This window comes from Pantoea sp. sgz302252 (assembly GCF_047713085.1).
Taxonomy (GTDB): domain Bacteria; phylum Pseudomonadota; class Gammaproteobacteria; order Enterobacterales; family Enterobacteriaceae; genus Scandinavium.
On the sequence record NZ_JBLFJW010000054.1, the window covers coordinates 1 to 16,682 of the forward strand.

General features: G+C 53.9%; 16 protein-coding genes, 2 tRNA genes and 4 pseudogenes. 11 read left to right on the top strand and 11 right to left on the bottom strand.

Annotated features, from left to right (window positions below; genetic code table 11):
* From ACLW56_RS24090 to ACLW56_RS24130, 9 genes and pseudogenes are all read right to left on the bottom strand, one after another.
* Positions 1 to 422, bottom strand: a pseudogene (locus ACLW56_RS24090) (hypothetical protein); the annotation flags it as partial.
* 2 nt (positions 423 to 424) lie between these two features.
* Positions 425 to 598, bottom strand: coding sequence for a hypothetical protein (locus ACLW56_RS24095; protein ID WP_330986082.1), 174 nt, complete (start codon positions 596 to 598; stop codon positions 425 to 427).
* Positions 599 to 621: 23 nt separating this feature from the next.
* Positions 622 to 966, bottom strand: a complete 345-nt coding sequence (locus ACLW56_RS24100; RefSeq protein ID WP_330986081.1) for a PAAR domain-containing protein — start codon at positions 964 to 966, stop codon at positions 622 to 624.
* A gap of 11 nt (positions 967 to 977) precedes the next feature.
* Positions 978 to 1,502 carry a PAAR domain-containing protein gene (locus ACLW56_RS24105; protein ID WP_330986080.1) on the bottom strand — a complete coding sequence of 175 codons (525 nt, stop codon included), beginning with the start codon at positions 1,500 to 1,502 and terminating at the stop codon, positions 978 to 980.
* A gap of 10 nt (positions 1,503 to 1,512) precedes the next feature.
* The gene (locus ACLW56_RS24110; protein WP_330986079.1) at positions 1,513 to 1,647 is read right to left on the bottom strand and encodes a hypothetical protein; all 135 of its coding nucleotides are present in this window, start codon (positions 1,645 to 1,647) and stop codon (positions 1,513 to 1,515) included.
* Positions 1,648 to 2,405: 758 nt separating this feature from the next.
* Positions 2,406 to 3,269, bottom strand: coding sequence for a tyrosine-type recombinase/integrase (locus ACLW56_RS24115; protein WP_330986078.1), 864 nt, complete (start codon positions 3,267 to 3,269; stop codon positions 2,406 to 2,408).
* A gap of 163 nt (positions 3,270 to 3,432) precedes the next feature.
* A tRNA-Asn gene (locus tag ACLW56_RS24120) sits at positions 3,433 to 3,508 on the bottom strand.
* A 104-nt stretch (positions 3,509 to 3,612) separates the two neighbouring features.
* Complete coding sequence (locus ACLW56_RS24125; protein WP_330986170.1) at positions 3,613 to 5,001, bottom strand: APC family permease; 1,389 nt, start codon at positions 4,999 to 5,001, stop codon at positions 3,613 to 3,615.
* Between the two features lie 440 nt (positions 5,002 to 5,441).
* A complete protein-coding gene (locus ACLW56_RS24130; RefSeq protein ID WP_330986171.1) occupies positions 5,442 to 6,860 on the bottom strand; it encodes a glutamine synthetase family protein in 1,419 nt (472 codons plus the stop codon).
* A gap of 213 nt (positions 6,861 to 7,073) precedes the next feature.
* Here ACLW56_RS24130 and puuD point away from each other — a divergent pair, with 213 nt between their 5' ends.
* The 4 genes from puuD (at position 7,074) to ACLW56_RS24150 (ending at position 11,323) form a co-directional block, all read left to right on the top strand.
* Positions 7,074 to 7,838, top strand: a complete 765-nt coding sequence (gene puuD / locus ACLW56_RS24135) for a gamma-glutamyl-gamma-aminobutyrate hydrolase (RefSeq protein ID WP_330986172.1) — start codon at positions 7,074 to 7,076, stop codon at positions 7,836 to 7,838.
* Positions 7,839 to 7,863: 25 nt separating this feature from the next.
* The gene (puuR, locus tag ACLW56_RS24140) at positions 7,864 to 8,421 is read left to right on the top strand and encodes an HTH-type transcriptional regulator PuuR (RefSeq protein WP_330986173.1); all 558 of its coding nucleotides are present in this window, start codon (positions 7,864 to 7,866) and stop codon (positions 8,419 to 8,421) included.
* Positions 8,422 to 8,552: 131 nt separating this feature from the next.
* Positions 8,553 to 10,040, top strand: a complete 1,488-nt coding sequence (gene puuC, locus ACLW56_RS24145) for an aldehyde dehydrogenase PuuC (protein WP_330986174.1) — start codon at positions 8,553 to 8,555, stop codon at positions 10,038 to 10,040.
* Between the two features lie 2 nt (positions 10,041 to 10,042).
* Positions 10,043 to 11,323 carry an FAD-binding oxidoreductase gene (locus ACLW56_RS24150; RefSeq protein WP_330986175.1) on the top strand — a complete coding sequence of 427 codons (1,281 nt, stop codon included), beginning with the start codon at positions 10,043 to 10,045 and terminating at the stop codon, positions 11,321 to 11,323.
* A 233-nt stretch (positions 11,324 to 11,556) separates the two neighbouring features.
* On the opposite strand, the pseudogene ACLW56_RS24155 reads toward ACLW56_RS24150, so the two are convergent.
* Positions 11,557 to 13,059 (bottom strand): annotated as a pseudogene (locus ACLW56_RS24155) (EmmdR/YeeO family multidrug/toxin efflux MATE transporter).
* 7 nt (positions 13,060 to 13,066) lie between these two features.
* Positions 13,067 to 13,165 (bottom strand): annotated as a pseudogene (locus ACLW56_RS24160) (DUF5951 family protein); the annotation flags it as partial.
* 9 nt (positions 13,166 to 13,174) lie between these two features.
* On the opposite strand from ACLW56_RS24160, the gene ACLW56_RS24165 reads away from it, so the two are divergent.
* From ACLW56_RS24165 to ACLW56_RS24195, 7 genes and pseudogenes are all read left to right on the top strand, one after another.
* Positions 13,175 to 13,250 (top strand) — tRNA-Asn (locus ACLW56_RS24165).
* Between the two features lie 163 nt (positions 13,251 to 13,413).
* Complete coding sequence (locus tag ACLW56_RS24170; RefSeq protein WP_330986078.1) at positions 13,414 to 14,277, top strand: tyrosine-type recombinase/integrase; 864 nt, start codon at positions 13,414 to 13,416, stop codon at positions 14,275 to 14,277.
* A gap of 758 nt (positions 14,278 to 15,035) precedes the next feature.
* Positions 15,036 to 15,170, top strand: coding sequence for a hypothetical protein (locus tag ACLW56_RS24175; protein ID WP_330986079.1), 135 nt, complete (start codon positions 15,036 to 15,038; stop codon positions 15,168 to 15,170).
* 10 nt (positions 15,171 to 15,180) lie between these two features.
* Positions 15,181 to 15,705, top strand: a complete 525-nt coding sequence (locus ACLW56_RS24180) for a PAAR domain-containing protein (RefSeq protein WP_330986080.1) — start codon at positions 15,181 to 15,183, stop codon at positions 15,703 to 15,705.
* 11 nt (positions 15,706 to 15,716) lie between these two features.
* A complete protein-coding gene (locus ACLW56_RS24185) occupies positions 15,717 to 16,061 on the top strand; it encodes a PAAR domain-containing protein (protein ID WP_330986081.1) in 345 nt (114 codons plus the stop codon).
* 23 nt (positions 16,062 to 16,084) lie between these two features.
* A complete protein-coding gene (locus ACLW56_RS24190) occupies positions 16,085 to 16,258 on the top strand; it encodes a hypothetical protein (RefSeq protein ID WP_330986082.1) in 174 nt (57 codons plus the stop codon).
* 2 nt (positions 16,259 to 16,260) lie between these two features.
* A pseudogene (locus ACLW56_RS24195) lies at positions 16,261 to 16,682 on the top strand (hypothetical protein); the annotation flags it as partial.

Here is a 16,682-nt window from a genome sequence, read left to right on the forward strand (position 1 = left end):
GGTCGCTCTGGACGGGAAATTTGCAGTTGCCTGGTTTCGCCCCCCTGACTTTCAGGCTTCATCGTGTCCTGCGACTCGAAGTAGCAGGGGTTCTCACGCTTAACCGGCGAGCAGGCTTTGCCCGACGCAAATTCCTGTAGCGTGTACATCCGGGTGAATGGTGTCGGGCTGACGCACAACGTTTTTAACATCAGCTTGCGATAAAGCGTGACTTCCATAATGTAGATGGTTGTCAGCGGATCATCGGTATTGCTGGTGCTGTGCATCTGTGTGCTGTAATCAGCCGTCAGGGGCTGTTGCTTCACGTCCACAATGGTGGTTTTGTTTCTTTGCCCATCCATTCGATAAATGCACAAATCGTAGAGCAGCGAGGATGCCGGCACGTTTGATTTGATGCGGGTACTGAGTTGGTAAACAGCCATAGTTAGTCCATTAGCATATGCAGGTAAGTGTTTTCAGCGTCATCGGCAAAATGCCACGATGTTCTGCCCTGAGTATCTGTCGTTCCTGTCTCTTCCCGGCTATTGGAGAAAATCAGGACGTAAGGGGTGTTGACCAGCGTCTTCCCGTCATCATCCCTGCACACAAAGCGGATCATGTTGCGTGCCACTTCCTCGCAGGTTACTGCTGATGTCTGATGCCCGGCTTTACGTTCTCTTTCAGTCGCGAGCCCACTGTTGCAGTTAAAATCGTAGGTATCGGTGAACATTGAAGGAACAAAACGCGAACGGCACGGGCAGGGCTGTAGCTCTCGATGGAGCCCGCCCATTCCCGCATTTCACCGTTTACTTCGTAGGTGTCGCCCATACCGCCACATACTTTGAAACGGCCTTCATGTTTGCCGCAGGAAACCGGATCACGCTCCCGTACCCGTTCCTTTCCATTGTATGTTTCGTCGCTGGCCCCACTCAGAATACGACCGCCGCACGTCGTTTTATCGCCGTGGTAAAGAAAATACCCTTCCATGAAATCTCCTGTTAATCGCCAAGAACGTGCAGGCTGATATTCTCCGGGCTGTCAGCAAAGTGCCAGGCTGTTAATCCCTGACTGTCTGTATTTCCCTCTTCGCTGTGCCCGTCTGGGAAGAAAAGAATGTACTGACAATTACCCATAAACTGACCGCTATCATCAGCGCACTTAAAACGGATCGCGTTGCGTTTTTTTTGGGTTCTCCCGGGCTGAGTCTGGGTCACCGCAGGTTTTGACCGTGCTGAGCCACTTCCGGCGATGACGTGATTTGCCGGGCATTTGCAGAGAACAGCGGAGCGGTCAACGACCACTGCTCTCCCGTCCGGGTTCGTCTGGTGGGGATCGCCAGAAATAATGACGCTGGTTTCCCCGCATTTGGGGCACCGGGTTGTTTTGTCGCCAACATACAACTTTCGTCTGCCATCTACCGTCCAGCGACTACCCGGGCCCGCAATGTAGGTTGCCCCGGTTGTTGTTTTATCACCGTCAAGTCCGGAGTTTCTGCCATTAACATAACTTGTACTGTCGGACATCGTTCTCCCTTCAATCAGTCAGAATGTGCAGGGTAATGTTTTCTTCTGACTCAGCGTAATGCCAGCCAGTCACCCCATGGTCATCGGTTGTACCGGCCTCAGAGCGGCCATCAGGAAACATCAGGGTGTAGCGGCAGCGAGGCATGTGCAGATCGTCATCGTCGGTACACTGGAAGCGGATGCAGTTGCGGGTGCTGGCACGGACGTTTTTGTGGTGTTGCGGGAGGTTAACGAACCTGCGGATGTACTTGTGGATTGTGTTGAGGAGCCATAAGCATAATGATCAGGGCAACCGCACAGTACGCGATCACCGGTTGCCACATACGCTTTGCCCTCCTCAGCCCAGTCATGTGCTGACGCCAGGAGCTGAAAGTGCCCTTTACATTTGCTGCACGTAGCCAGTACGCGCGATCGCTTTACTGCCCTCGGACCAGGTCGCAGTGGCCGTGATAATTTCGCCATATGTTGTCCCGTCTCCAAGACATGCCAGTGCTCTTGCCATGATTAGTCCCTCAATTCACTGTGATTGTTCCCATTGAATCAACTTTATTGCTGAGCAAACCTTTCGTTAAGCGTATTCCTGCATGAAAGCAGGCATTGTTTGCCCAAATATCGTTCGCTGACTATACAATACCCTTATCAATCATGTAAGAATTACAGTGTAAAAATCAGCGAAAGAACAGAAGGTTATGGATAATAAGATTCATTTTTATTCGCCCGGTGCGACCGATTACATAAGTCCGGCTTCACTGTGGGCGATAGCCCGGGTAAGGGTGACCGCAGACTTCCGTTTTGGTGTCGTAATCCATCACCCGCAGCGCCTTGTTGATCGTATTCTCACTCATGGGTTTCGACAGATCGTGATCGCCCGGAAAGAGGAAAATTTCATCGGATGACAGTCTTTTAAGCTGTTTCAGCAACGCAATGGCCTGGGTGGAGAGCGGTACCAGATGGGGCGTTTTCATCTTTGCACCACGCTCTGAGTAGCGCACGCCGCGGATCGCTTCCCGCTTCAAGGTCGATCTCAGGCCAGCGTGCGAAACGCAGTTCGCTGGAGCGAATGAAGATAACCAGATGCTGAACCGCCAGGCGAGTCAGCAGTCTGCCCCGATAAGCGTCGATGCGGGTCAACAAATCCGGCAGCTTTTCCAGTTGCAGGGCGGGGTGATGGCGCGTTTGTGGCGGGATAATCGCATCCGTCAGGTCACTGGCGGGATTACGGGTAATAAAACCCTTCCGCACGGCGTAACGCATAATGGCGGCGATACGCTGCTGCATCCGCATGGCGGTTTCCTGATAGCCTTTCTTCTCAAGGGCCAGCAACGGCACCAACAAATCAGTGGTTTTGAGTGAAGCAACGGAAGATTTACCGAGCAGAGGAAAAAGATGAATTTCCAGCGCCCGGAGGGAACGGTCAGTGTGGGTCTGCGTCCAGCCTTTTTTGGTTTTGACCCACACACGGGAAATCTCTTCGAAGCTGGCGCTTTTTTTGTGACCGGCTTTGCTCTGTTTCTTAACTGTGCCGGGGTCGGTCCCCGCAGCGAGTAACGCGCGGGCGTCCTCACGGTATTTACGGGCCTGGGCGAGAGGCACATCCGGGTAAGGGCCGAAAGCTAGCTTTCGTTCTCTCGCTTCAAAACGGTACTTGAGATACCAGTGTTTTGACCCGTTAGGTTTGACCAGCAAATACAGACCCTGAGCATCGGTCTGTTTCCGGGGCTTGTCGGGCGATTTTGCGTTGCGGATAGCGGTATCAGTGAGCGGCATGGTGGGGGCTCCGTAGTTTAGTGAACCAGCAGGCCCCCAATTAAGCCCCTAAAAACTACGGATGTCAGAAGACCCGGCAGGTCACTGAGTGACTTCCGGTTCTTCTTAACTTACTGATTTTATTGAATCCCCGGACTTGCTCGGAAGTCCCAGGACTAAAATTTGGCTCCTCTGACTGGACTCGAACCAGTGACATACGGATTAACAGTCCGCCGTTCTACCGACTGAACTACAGAGGAATCGTGTGAACGGGGCGCATATTAGCGATGCGCCCCCGGCTTGTCAAAGCCTGTTTTTCACATTTTAAATCGTTTGCTGATTTCTTCTCCAGAGCGGATAAAAATCACTCCCAGGCCTGTTCAGCTTTGGCGGCATCGAACTGCGGCGGCGGCTTACGGAAGCGGCCTGTCAGGTAGGTCAGATACAAGATCCCTACCGCAGCCCACACCAATCCCAGCGTTAACGACGTCATTTCGAGGTTAACCCACAGCACGGCAACCGTGGCTGCGCCCATTAATGGCAGGATCAGATAATGCAGCTTGTCTTTCCAGGTTTTGTTCCGTCCTTCACGACGCCAGAAGTGGTTGAACACCGACAGGTTCACGAAGGTAAAGGCCACCAGCGCACCGAAGTTAATCAGTGCTGTGGCGGTTACCAGGTCGAAGAACAGTGCCGACAGCGCCACGACGCCGACCATCAGCACGTTCAGTGCCGGAGTGCGCCATTTCGGGTGCACGTAGCCGAAATATTTCTCCGGGAACACGTTGTCGCGCCCCATCACATACAGCAGTCGTGAGACGCTGGCGTGTGAGGCCAGGCCCGAGGCCAGCGTGTTCACAAACGTGGTACACAGGAAAATGGACTGGAACAGTTTGCCGCCCACGTACAGCGCGATTTCCGGCAGTGCGGCGTCCGGGTTCTTGAAGCGGCTGATGTCCGGGAAGAACAGCTGCATAAAGAAGGAAGCCACAATAAAGATAATGCCGCCGTACACCGCCGTCAGGAAGATAGCTTTCGGGATGGTGCGCGCCGCATCTGGCGTTTCTTCGGATAGCGTGGTTACCGCATCAAAGCCGAGGAATGAGAAGCAGACTATCGTCGCGCCGGTGATTATCGGGATCAGGTGCGCGTTCTGGCTGATAAACGGCTGCAACGACCAGACCGTCCCTACCCCTTCGCCTTTGTGCAGGCCTTGTACCACGAGGAAGATAAACACCACCATGATAGCCACCTGCACCAGCACGAACAGGGTGTTGAAGTTGGCGACCAGGTTGACGCTTTTCAGGTTGGCGGCGGTCAGGATGCAGACAAAGCCCACCACCCAAATCCAGGGCGCAACGCCCGGGAACAGTGCAGAAAGATAAATTTTCGCCAGCAGGACGTTAATCATCGGCAGGAACAGATAATCCAGCAGTGATGACCAGCCGACCATAAAGCCAACGTGCGGGCTAATGGCTTTTTGAGCATAGGTATAGGCAGAACCGGCCTGCGGGAACTGACGCACCAGTTTGCCGTAGCTGATGGCGGTAAACAGCACGCCTGCCAGCGCAAGAATATAGGATGCCGGAACGTGACCGTCGCTAATGCCGGACACAATCCCGAAGGTGTCAAACACCGACATCGGTGTGAGATAGGCGAGCCCCATCACCACCACCTGCCAGAGTTTTAAAGATTTACGCAGCTGCGGTTTGCCCGCCTGCGATGGAAGATCGAGTGATGAGTTAGTCGCCATGACGAAGTCCCCCCAAGGACGTACGGGTTTGCGATGAGATTGTTGTCGTTATTGCAAACCTGCTAAGCCTGGGGGTAAGTCGTAAAAGTGAGGGAGTGAACGTCGGGCAATGACCTTGTACTGGTCCGTCGTAATCAATGCGGCAGCGGCATTCGCCTTCGCCGTGCGGGTATTTGAACATCTGCATCATCTCATTTCCTCGTCATACAATTTGTTATTAACTGAAGACCCTTTGTCGCCTGCGCTCCGTTACGCGACGCCGGAAAATGGCAGGTTGCCCTGCTAAAACGTCCGGTCTGGCTCCGCTCAGACCGTATGATGCTGCTTATTTTTTATTTGCCCGGTGGCGACTGCCCGGTGGCAGCTACGCCTTACCGGGCCTACAAACCGGATTTCACTCGTAGGCTGGGTCAGCGCTAGCGCCACCCGGCAACTCGCGGTCAGGCGTTTTTCAGCATCCACTCAATTTCAGTTTCTGTGATCAGACGCTCAAACTGAATTAACTCGTCATTCTTACAGGCATGGAATACATGGCTGAAACGCTCACCCATCAACTCACGCAGGTGGTCGTTCTGCGTGAACTCCCACAGTGCATCACTTTGACGGATAGGGAACGGCAAGCCTTCCTGCACCAGACCATTACCTTCGACCTCTTCCTGCAGCGGCAGCTCGTTATCCAGGCCGTGCAGAATACCGGCGAGAATGGACGCCATCACCAGATAAGGGTTGGCATCAGCACCCGCTACGCGGTACTCGACACGGTGGTTGTCACGATCGCCACAAGGGATACGCAGCGCGACGGTACGGTTGTTATGCCCCCATGAAGCCTGCGTTGGCACATACATACCCGGCTGGAAACGACGGTAGGAGTTTACGTTCGGCGCTAACAGTGCCATAGATGCCGGCATTAAATCTATCATTCCTGCAAGGGCACGCTTGAGGATGGCGGAATCTTCGCCATCGGCGTCTGCCAGCACGTTTTCGCCTTTGCTGTTCAGCATGCTGATATGAATGTGCATCCCGCTACCGGCGTGCTCTTCATACGGTTTCGCCATAAAAGTGGCGTGCATTTTGTGCTTCTCGGCCACGGTACGAACCAGGCGTTTCAGCGCCAGCGCATCGTCACAGGCATCCAGCACGTTATCGGTATGATGAAGGTTGATTTCAAACTGGCCTGGGGAAGCTTCAGCAACCGCACCATCAGCCGGGATCAGCTGCAGACGTGCCAAATCGTCGATATCTTCCAGCACGGTGGCAAAGTGGTTGAGGTTATCAACGGAGTAAACCTGGCTTTGGGTATTACGGTCGTTGGTGCCCGGTGCGCATGGCGGTTGCAGGTAACCTTCGGTATCGCGCTGACGATCGAGTAAATAGAACTCCAGCTCTACCGCTACCACGGGGAACAGGCCGCGCTGGCGCAGCTTCTGCCAGAGTCGGTTAAGCACGTTCCGCGGCTCAACGTCAAAGGGAGCGCCATCTTCATCCAGCATTGTCAGCTGTAGCTGACCGATATATTCCGGGTCGGCGGCTGACGGGGTTAACGTTCCCGGCACAGGCACACAGTTGCGATCCGGTTCACCTAACTCTTGCCCTAACCCGGCTTCTTCTACCACGTTGCCCAGAATATCCATCGCGAAGACGGATGCCGGGAAGTAGCAGCCCTTCTCAATCTTACGCAGGCTGGACACCGGGATACGTTTTCCACGGAAGCAGCCGTTCAGGTCGGTCAGCAGAACATCAACATATTGGGTATTCGGGTAACGTTCGAGGTAGGTCTTTACTTCGCGTGCGAACGCGCTACTTCGTCTCTCTTCGGTATGCTGAACAAAGTTCTCAACTTCTACGATATTGGTTTCCATGATTCACCGCCGTTGCTTTGGATGCCGGTCGCTGATTCCCGACCGTTAAATATAATGTCCACTTTTCGACAATGATACCAATTCATATGTTTGTCAAATGTTAAACTGAGTTTGCAAATAGGTTATATCGCTGCTAGATTGAGAAAATATTGAACGGAACAGGTCAACATGGATAAGTTTGGCAATAATTTAGTCCAGAATGTGAGGTCGATCATGGTCGATATATTTGACAAGCCAGTTATTGGTGTCGTGATGTGCAGGAACAGGCTTAAGGGTCACCAGACCCAGACATTGCAAGAAAAGTACCTGAATGCGGTACTGAACGCTGGCGGACTCCCGATCGCCCTGCCTCATGCGCTGGCTGAGCCAGAACGGCTGAAGGCGCTGCTGCCAAAACTCGACGGTATTTTCCTGCCAGGCAGCCCCAGCAATGTGCAGCCGCACCTCTATGGTGAAAACGGCGATGAGCCTGACGCCGATCCCGGGCGTGATGAATTGAGCATGGCGTTGATTACCGCCGGGCTTGAAAGGCGCATTCCCATTTTCGCCATCTGCCGGGGTTTGCAGGAACTTGTTGTCGCCACAGGCGGGACTCTGTATCGTCGCCTGTGCGATCAGCCTCAGTTCCTTGAGCACCGTGAAGATCCGGAACTCCCGGTGGAGCAACAATATGCGCCATCTCACGAAGTCCAGGTTCAACAGGGAGGATTGCTTTCAACATTAATACCGGGTTGCAACACGTTCTGGGTGAACTCGTTACACGGACAAGGCGCGAAAACGCTGGGCCCGCTGCTGCGTGTGGAAGCACGTTCGCAGGATGGTCTGGTCGAAGCCGCAAGTGTTCACGATCACCCGTTTGCTCTGGGCGTGCAGTGGCATCCGGAATGGAACAGTAGCGAATACGCTTTATCGCGTATGTTGCTGGAAGGTTTTATCACCGCTTGTCAGAACCACCTCGCTGAAAAACAGCGACTCTGACCCCTACTGTTAAGGAAATGCCAATATGAGCGATGACGGCCTGGCGCCGGGTAAACGTTTGTCAGAGATTCGCCAACAACTGGGTCTTTCACAACGTCGTGCCGCCGAACTGTCTGGATTAACGCATAGCGCCATCAGCACCATAGAACAGGACAAAGTCAGTCCTGCCATCAGTACGCTGCAAAAGCTGCTGAAAGTCTACGGGCTGTCGCTCTCCGAGTTCTTCGCGGAACCGGAAAAACCTGATGAGCCGCAGGTGGTTATCAATCAGGATGACCTGATTGAGATCGGCAGTCAGGGTGTTTCAATGAAGCTGGTACACAACGGAAATCCGAACCGTACACTGGCGATGATCTTCGAGACTTACCAACCGGGTACCACCACCGGGGAGAGGATCAAACACCAGGGTGAGGAGATAGGCACGATACTGGAAGGTGAAGTGATACTGACCATCAACGGCCAGGATTATCACCTCGTTGCAGGGCAAAGCTATGCCATCAACACCGGCATACCGCACAGCTTCAGCAACACTTCGGCAGGCATTTGCCGCATTATCAGCGCCCATACCCCCACCACGTTCTGACTTCCTTCTGGCCTGAGTTTCTCAGGCCTTTTTAAAGCGATGCTTTTTTAACAGGATTTATTTCCTGGGGCATTTTGCAGCCTGAATTCGGTGGCTGCGGCAAAAAATTGCATTTATCAGAAGGAGTTACCATGGACTTTCAACATCTGAATGACTGGCAGGACAAAGCGAATAACGCCACGCCAGAAACTCGCTTGTTTATTAACGGCGAATATTGTCAGGCTCAGGATGGCAGCACGTTCGATATTGTCGACCCTGCTGCGCAACGCACACTGGCACACGTTTCGCGCGGCAAAAAAGCGGATGTGGATATTGCCGTTCGCGCTGCACGCGAAGTGTTTGAGCGCGGTGACTGGTCGCAGGCCTCCCCGGCTAAACGTAAAGCCGTGTTGAACAAGCTGGCGGATTTAATGGAGCAGCATCACGAGGAGCTGGCCCTGCTGGAAACACTCGATACCGGCAAGCCTATTCGCCATAGCCTGCGTGATGATATTCCCGGCGCGACCCGCGCTATTCGCTGGTATGCCGAAGCGATTGATAAAGTCTATGGTGAAGTCGCGACTACCGGTGTGAATGAACTGGCGATGATTGTTCGCGAGCCAGTTGGCGTGATTGCCGCCGTAGTTCCCTGGAACTTCCCCCTGCTGCTGGCTTGCTGGAAATTAGGCCCGGCGCTGGCAACAGGCAACAGCGTTATCCTCAAGCCTTCTGAAAAATCGCCATTGACCGCTATTCGTATGGCGCAACTGGCAAAAGAAGCCGGGCTGCCGGATGGCGTGTTCAACGTGATTCCAGGTTTTGGTCATGAAGCGGGTCAGGCGCTTTCTCAGCATCCTGATGTCGACGTGATCACCTTCACCGGTTCAACGCGCACCGGTAAACAACTGCTGAAAGATGCAGGCGACAGCAACATGAAACGCGTGTGGCTGGAAGCCGGCGGCAAAAGCGCCAACATCGTGTTCGCCGATTGCCCTGACTTGCCAAAAGCCGCCGCAACAACTGCCGCAGGCATTTTCTATAACCAGGGCCAGGTGTGTATCGCGGGCACTCGTCTGCTGCTGGAAGAGAGCATCGCCGATGAGTTTATCGCTCTGCTCAAAGATCAGGCCAAAAACTGGCAGCCAGGCAACCCTCTCGACCCTAATACCACCATGGGCACGCTGATTGATAACGCCCACGCCGACACCGTGCACAGCTTTATTCGCGACGGTGAAACACAAGGCACACTGGCGCTGGATGGCCGCGACGGCAAGCATCCGGCTGCTATCGGCCCGACCATTTTTGTCGATACCGATCCGAAAGCCCGTGTGGGACGCGATGAAATTTTCGGGCCGGTGCTGGTGGTTACCCGCTTCAGCTCTGAAGCGCAGGCGCTGGAACTGGCTAACGACAGCGATTACGGCCTTGGTGCCGCGGTGTGGACCAGCAACCTTTCCCGTGCGCATCGCATGAGCCGCCGCCTGAAAGCTGGTTCTGTCTTCGTGAATAACTACAACGATGGCGACATGACCGTGCCGTTTGGCGGTTATAAGCAGAGCGGCAACGGACGCGATAAGTCCCTGCACGCCCTGGAAAAATTTAGCGAACTGAAAACTATCTGGATTGCCCTGGAGCCTTAATCATGACTGAACATACCACCAGCTATTACGCCGCGAGCGCTAATCAGTATGAACCGTTTCCTCAGTTGAACGAATCCGTCACCTGTGACGTGTGCGTGGTCGGCGGCGGCTACACCGGGCTTTCTGCTGCACTGCATTTGTCTGAAATGGGCTATGACGTGGTGCTGCTGGAAGCGGCACGCATCGGCTTCGGGGCCAGCGGACGTAACGGCGGCCAGCTGGTTAACTCCTACAGCCGTGACATTGACGTGATTGAACGCAACTACGGCCCGGAAGCGGCAAAAATGCTCGGCAGTATGATGTTTGAAGGCGGGGAGATCATCCGCGAACGTATCAAACGTTACCAGATTGACTGCGACTATCGTCCGGGCGGCCTGTTCGTGGCGATGAACCATAAGCAGCTGGAAAAACTGGAAGATCAGAAAGCCAACTGGGAACGCTACGGCAATACCCAACTGGAACTGCTGGATGCCAACGAACTGAAACGCGAAGTGAACAGTGACCGCTATGTGGGCGCTCTGCTGGATCACAGCGGCGGCCATATTCATCCGCTCAACCTCGCAATCGGTGAAGCTAATGCGATTCGCCTGAACGGCGGGCGCGTCTATGAGCAATCTCCTGTGACGAAGATTCAGCACACCAGCCCGGCCATTGTCAGCACGGAGAAAGGCCAGATCACGGCGAAGTATGTGATTGTGGCGGGCAACGCCTATCTCGGCGATAAAGTGGAGCCGGAACTGGCGAAACGCAGCATGCCGTGCGGCACACAAGTGCTCACCACCGAGCCGCTGGGCAAAGACGTTGCCCGCTCGCTGATCCCGAAAAATTACTGCGTGGAAGACTGTAACTATCTGCTGGATTACTACCGTCTGACCGCGGATAACCGTCTGCTGTACGGCGGCGGCGTAGTGTACGGTGCGCGCGACCCGGCGGATATCGAACGCCTGGTGATGCCTAACCTGCTGAAAACCTTCCCGCAGTTGAAAGGTGTGAAAATTGACTACAGCTGGACAGGTAACTTCCTGCTGACGCTTTCCCGTCTGCCGCAGGTTGGTCGTCTGGATAACAATATTTACTACAGCCAGGGTTGCAGTGGACACGGTGTCACGTATACCCATCTGGCAGGCCGCCTGATTGCCGAGCTGCTGCGCGGTGATGCAGAACGCTTCAATGCCTTTGCCAACCTGCCGCACTATCCGTTCCCGGGAGGCCGTACCTTCCGTATTCCGTTCACGGCTATGGGAGCCGCATATTATAGTCTTCGCGATCGCCTTGGGGTGTAATGCTCGTCATACTTCAGGCTACAGGGGCGTTGGCTGCACTCTCTTACCCCAGTCACTTACTAAAGTAAGCTCCTGGGGATAAGCTCCCTTGCCGCCTACCTGTAGCCAGAATTATTTAGAGCAATGAGTCATATGACCCGACGCACAAGAACGTTGATCCCCTTGTGCGTTTTTTTATTCATCTCCGAAGTCATTCGTAGGCCGGAGTAAGGCGAAGCCGCCACCCGGCGTTTCTATTCCTGCCTGACTCGCGGATATTTCCACAACCAGCGCCCGCTGACCATTCGCCAATAAAACGCCGCGCCGCGCACTGCCCAATCCAGGAACATCCCCAGCCACACGCCGACAACGCCCATCCCGAACACAATACCCAGCAGATAACCGGCGACCACGCGCGCGCCCCACATACTGAACATTGACACCCACATTGCGAAGCGTGCGTCGCGAGCGCCTTTCAGCCCGGCAGGTAAAACCCAGGACGCCGACCAGATAGGCATAAACGCGGCGTTCAGCCACAGCAGTTCTTTCACCACCTCTTTTACATCGGCCTCATGGGTATAGAACGAAGCGAAAAGTCCGGCAAACGGTGCGGTGCCCCACGCAATCGCGGTCAGCACGATCGTCGACATCCAGAACACGTGGCGCAGTTGTTTCTCTGCCTGACCAATCTGCCCTTTACCAAGCCGTTTGCCGGTAATGATGGTCGATGCCGATCCCAATGCGTTACCCGGCAAGTTGATAAGCGATGCGACGGAGAAGGCGATAAAGTTACCGGCGATAACGTCTGTGCCCATTCCTGCAACGAACATCTGCGTCAGCAGCTTGCCGCTGTTAAACAGCACGGACTCGATGCTGGCCGGAATACCAATCCCCATCACTTCCCAGATAATGGCGAAGTTAAGCGGCTTGATGTAACTCTTAAGCGGAATACGCAGCGCTGGGTTAAAGCCCACAGCCAGCACCGCCACAATCGCCACCGCCCCGATGTAACGAGAAATCGTCAAACCTAGCCCTGCGCCAACAAAACCCAGCCCTTCCCACGAAAAGGCGCCGTAAATAAGGATGCTACTGATAATGATGTTGAGGATGTTCATCCCGCCGTTTATCAGCAATGGGATCTTGGTGTTCCCTGCCCCACGCAGCGCTCCGCTGCCGATCAGCGCGATAGCCGCAGCGGGATAACTCAGCACGGTCAGTTCAAGATACGTGAGCGCCAGTTCTTTCACGTGTGGCGTGGCTGCTCCGGCAACCACCTCGATAATTTCTCGGCCAAACAGATGGATCACGACGGCCAGAATGATCGAGAACAGCGTCATGATTACCAGCGACTGCCGCGCCGCCGCTCGTGCCTGCTTACGATTACGTTTGCCGAGACTGAAGGCCACCACCACCGTTGTACCGAGGTCAATCGCGGCGAAAAACGCCATGATCACCATATTGAAACTGTCAGCAAGCCCAACGCCTGCCATGGCGTCAGCGCCCAGCCAGCTCACCAAAAATGTGCTGAGTACGCCCATTAGCAGGACGCAGGTGTTTTCCAAAAAGATGGGCACAGCCAGAGGGGTGATTTCACGCCAGAACAGAACACGGTAGGTTTTGCGATTTTTATACCAGGTTGTGCGAGTGACGGCCTGGCTTACAGCGGCAGAGAGCTTCAAGGGGTGCCTTAGAGAGAAAGTTGAAACCACGTTTTAAATGATGAGGGAGAATCCGAAAACCTGCAACGTGGAATTCATGGATAATTGTGGGTAAATACAACAAATTGTTGACGGAACCGTCAGTCGTGCAGAAAGCCGTGAATTGGGGTTTGACAAAAAATTTTTCGCCGCTAAGATTAGCCACCTAACCGATTCCTCTGTAGTTCAGTCGGTAGAACGGCGGACTGTTAATCCGTATGTCACTGGTTCGAGTCCAGTCAGAGGAGCCAAATTTTAGTCCTGGGACTTCCGAGCAAGTCCGGGGATTCAATAAAATCAGTAAGTTAAGAAGAACCGGAAGTCACTCAGTGACCTGCCGGGTCTTCTGACATCCGTAGTTTTTAGGGGCTTAATTGGGGGCCTGCTGGTTCACTAAACTACGGAGCCCCCACCATGCCGCTCACTGATACCGCTATCCGCAACGCAAAATCGCCCGACAAGCCCCGGAAACAGACCGATGCTCAGGGTCTGTATTTGCTGGTCAAACCTAACGGGTCAAAACACTGGTATCTCAAGTACCGTTTTGAAGCGAGAGAACGAAAGCTAGCTTTCGGCCCTTACCCGGATGTGCCTCTCGCCCAGGCCCGTAAATACCGTGAGGACGCCCGCGCGTTACTCGCTGCGGGGACCGACCCCGGCACAGTTAAGAAACAGAGCAAAGCCGGTCACAAAAAAAGCGCCAGCTTCGAAGAGATTTCCCGTGTGTGGGTCAAAACCAAAAAAGGCTGGACGCAGACCCACACTGACCGTTCCCTCCGGGCGCTGGAAATTCATCTTTTTCCTCTGCTCGGTAAATCTTCCGTTGCTTCACTCAAAACCACTGATTTGTTGGTGCCGTTGCTGGCCCTTGAGAAGAAAGGCTATCAGGAAACCGCCATGCGGATGCAGCAGCGTATCGCCGCCATTATGCGTTACGCCGTGCGGAAGGGTTTTATTACCCGTAATCCCGCCAGTGACCTGACGGATGCGATTATCCCGCCACAAACGCGCCATCACCCCGCCCTGCAACTGGAAAAGCTGCCGGATTTGTTGACCCGCATCGACGCTTATCGGGGCAGACTGCTGACTCGCCTGGCGGTTCAGCATCTGGTTATCTTCATTCGCTCCAGCGAACTGCGTTTCGCACGCTGGCCTGAGATCGACCTTGAAGCGGGAAGCGATCCGCGGCGTGCGCTACTCAGAGCGTGGTGCAAAGATGAAAACGCCCCATCTGGTACCGCTCTCCACCCAGGCCATTGCGTTGCTGAAACAGCTTAAAAGACTGTCATCCGATGAAATTTTCCTCTTTCCGGGCGATCACGATCTGTCGAAACCCATGAGTGAGAATACGATCAACAAGGCGCTGCGGGTGATGGATTACGACACCAAAACGGAAGTCTGCGGTCACCCTTACCCGGGCTATCGCCCACAGTGAAGCCGGACTTATGTAATCGGTCGCACCGGGCGAATAAAAATGAATCTTATTATCCATAACCTTCTGTTCTTTCGCTGATTTTTACACTGTAATTCTTACATGATTGATAAGGGTATTGTATAGTCAGCGAACGATATTTGGGCAAACAATGCCTGCTTTCATGCAGGAATACGCTTAACGAAAGGTTTGCTCAGCAATAAAGTTGATTCAATGGGAACAATCACAGTGAATTGAGGGACTAATCATGGCAAGAGCACTGGCATGTCTTGGAGACGGGACAACATATGGCGAAATTATCACGGCCACTGCGACCTGGTCCGAGGGCAGTAAAGCGATCGCGCGTACTGGCTACGTGCAGCAAATGTAAAGGGCACTTTCAGCTCCTGGCGTCAGCACATGACTGGGCTGAGGAGGGCAAAGCGTATGTGGCAACCGGTGATCGCGTACTGTGCGGTTGCCCTGATCATTATGCTTATGGCTCCTCAACACAATCCACAAGTACATCCGCAGGTTCGTTAACCTCCCGCAACACCACAAAAACGTCCGTGCCAGCACCCGCAACTGCATCCGCTTCCAGTGTACCGACGATGACGATCTGCACATGCCTCGCTGCCGCTACACCCTGATGTTTCCTGATGGCCGCTCTGAGGCCGGTACAACCGATGACCATGGGGTGACTGGCTGGCATTACGCTGAGTCAGAAGAAAACATTACCCTGCACATTCTGACTGATTGAAGGGAGAACGATGTCCGACAGTACAAGTTATGTTAATGGCAGAAACTCCGGACTTGACGGTGATAAAACAACAACCGGGGCAACCTACATTGCGGGCCCGGGTAGTCGCTGGACGGTAGATGGCAGACGAAAGTTGTATGTTGGCGACAAAACAACCCGGTGCCCCAAATGCGGGGAAACCAGCGTCATTATTTCTGGCGATCCCCACCAGACGAACCCGGACGGGAGAGCAGTGGTCGTTGACCGCTCCGCTGTTCTCTGCAAATGCCCGGCAAATCACGTCATCGCCGGAAGTGGCTCAGCACGGTCAAAACCTGCGGTGACCCAGACTCAGCCCGGGAGAACCCAAAAAAAACGCAACGCGATCCGTTTTAAGTGCGCTGATGATAGCGGTCAGTTTATGGGTAATTGTCAGTACATTCTTTTCTTCCCAGACGGGCACAGCGAAGAGGGAAATACAGACAGTCAGGGATTAACAGCCTGGCACTTTGCTGACAGCCCGGAGAATATCAGCCTGCACGTTCTTGGCGATTAACAGGAGATTTCATGGAAGGGTATTTTCTTTACCACGGCGATAAAACGACGTGCGGCGGTCGTATTCTGAGTGGGGCCAGCGACGAAACATACAATGGAAAGGAACGGGTACGGGAGCGTGATCCGGTTTCCTGCGGCAAACATGAAGGCCGTTTCAAAGTATGTGGCGGTATGGGCGACACCTACGAAGTAAACGGTGAAATGCGGGAATGGGCGGGCTCCATCGAGAGCTACAGCCCTGCCCGTGCCGTTCGCGTTTTGTTCCTTCAATGTTCACCGATACCTACGATTTTAACTGCAACAGTGGGCTCGCGACTGAAAGAGAACGTAAAGCCGGGCATCAGACATCAGCAGTAACCTGCGAGGAAGTGGCACGCAACATGATCCGCTTTGTGTGCAGGGATGATGACGGGAAGACGCTGGTCAACACCCCTTACGTCCTGATTTTCTCCAATAGCCGGGAAGAGACAGGAACGACAGATACTCAGGGCAGAACATCGTGGCATTTTGCCGATGACGCTGAAAACACTTACCTGCATATGCTAATGGACTAACTATGGCTGTTTACCAACTCAGTACCCGCATCAAATCAAACGTGCCGGCATCCTCGCTGCTCTACGATTTGTGCATTTATCGAATGGATGGGCAAAGAAACAAAACCACCATTGTGGACGTGAAGCAACAGCCCCTGACGGCTGATTACAGCACACAGATGCACAGCACCAGCAATACCGATGATCCGCTGACAACCATCTACATTATGGAAGTCACGCTTTATCGCAAGCTGATGTTAAAAACGTTGTGCGTCAGCCCGACACCATTCACCCGGATGTACACGCTACAGGAATTTGCGTCGGGCAAAGCCTGCTCGCCGGTTAAGCGTGAGAACCCCTGCTACTTCGAGTCGCAGGACACGATGAAGCCTGAAAGTCAGGGGGGCGAAACCAGGCAACTGCAAATTTCCCGTCCAGAGCGACC

What these genes read in the sequence shown, in the direction of transcription:
- ACLW56_RS24095 (WP_330986082.1), bottom strand. Translation starts at nt 598, where the DNA reads ATGATCCGCTTTGTGTGCAGGGATGATGACGGGAAGACGCTGGTCAAC.
- ACLW56_RS24100 (WP_330986081.1), bottom strand. Translation starts at nt 966, where the DNA reads ATGGAAGGGTATTTTCTTTACCACGGCGATAAAACGACGTGCGGCGGT.
- ACLW56_RS24105 (WP_330986080.1), bottom strand. Translation starts at nt 1,502, where the DNA reads ATGTCCGACAGTACAAGTTATGTTAATGGCAGAAACTCCGGACTTGAC.
- ACLW56_RS24110 (WP_330986079.1), bottom strand. Translation starts at nt 1,647, where the DNA reads ATGCCTCGCTGCCGCTACACCCTGATGTTTCCTGATGGCCGCTCTGAG.
- ACLW56_RS24115 (WP_330986078.1), bottom strand. Translation starts at nt 3,269, where the DNA reads ATGCCGCTCACTGATACCGCTATCCGCAACGCAAAATCGCCCGACAAG.
- ACLW56_RS24125 (WP_330986170.1), bottom strand. Translation starts at nt 5,001, where the DNA reads ATGGCGACTAACTCATCACTCGATCTTCCATCGCAGGCGGGCAAACCG.
- ACLW56_RS24130 (WP_330986171.1), bottom strand. Translation starts at nt 6,860, where the DNA reads ATGGAAACCAATATCGTAGAAGTTGAGAACTTTGTTCAGCATACCGAA.
- puuD (WP_330986172.1), top strand. Translation starts at nt 7,074, where the DNA reads ATGGTCGATATATTTGACAAGCCAGTTATTGGTGTCGTGATGTGCAGG.
- puuR (WP_330986173.1), top strand. Translation starts at nt 7,864, where the DNA reads ATGAGCGATGACGGCCTGGCGCCGGGTAAACGTTTGTCAGAGATTCGC.
- puuC (WP_330986174.1), top strand. Translation starts at nt 8,553, where the DNA reads ATGGACTTTCAACATCTGAATGACTGGCAGGACAAAGCGAATAACGCC.
- ACLW56_RS24150 (WP_330986175.1), top strand. Translation starts at nt 10,043, where the DNA reads ATGACTGAACATACCACCAGCTATTACGCCGCGAGCGCTAATCAGTAT.
- ACLW56_RS24170 (WP_330986078.1), top strand. Translation starts at nt 13,414, where the DNA reads ATGCCGCTCACTGATACCGCTATCCGCAACGCAAAATCGCCCGACAAG.
- ACLW56_RS24175 (WP_330986079.1), top strand. Translation starts at nt 15,036, where the DNA reads ATGCCTCGCTGCCGCTACACCCTGATGTTTCCTGATGGCCGCTCTGAG.
- ACLW56_RS24180 (WP_330986080.1), top strand. Translation starts at nt 15,181, where the DNA reads ATGTCCGACAGTACAAGTTATGTTAATGGCAGAAACTCCGGACTTGAC.
- ACLW56_RS24185 (WP_330986081.1), top strand. Translation starts at nt 15,717, where the DNA reads ATGGAAGGGTATTTTCTTTACCACGGCGATAAAACGACGTGCGGCGGT.
- ACLW56_RS24190 (WP_330986082.1), top strand. Translation starts at nt 16,085, where the DNA reads ATGATCCGCTTTGTGTGCAGGGATGATGACGGGAAGACGCTGGTCAAC.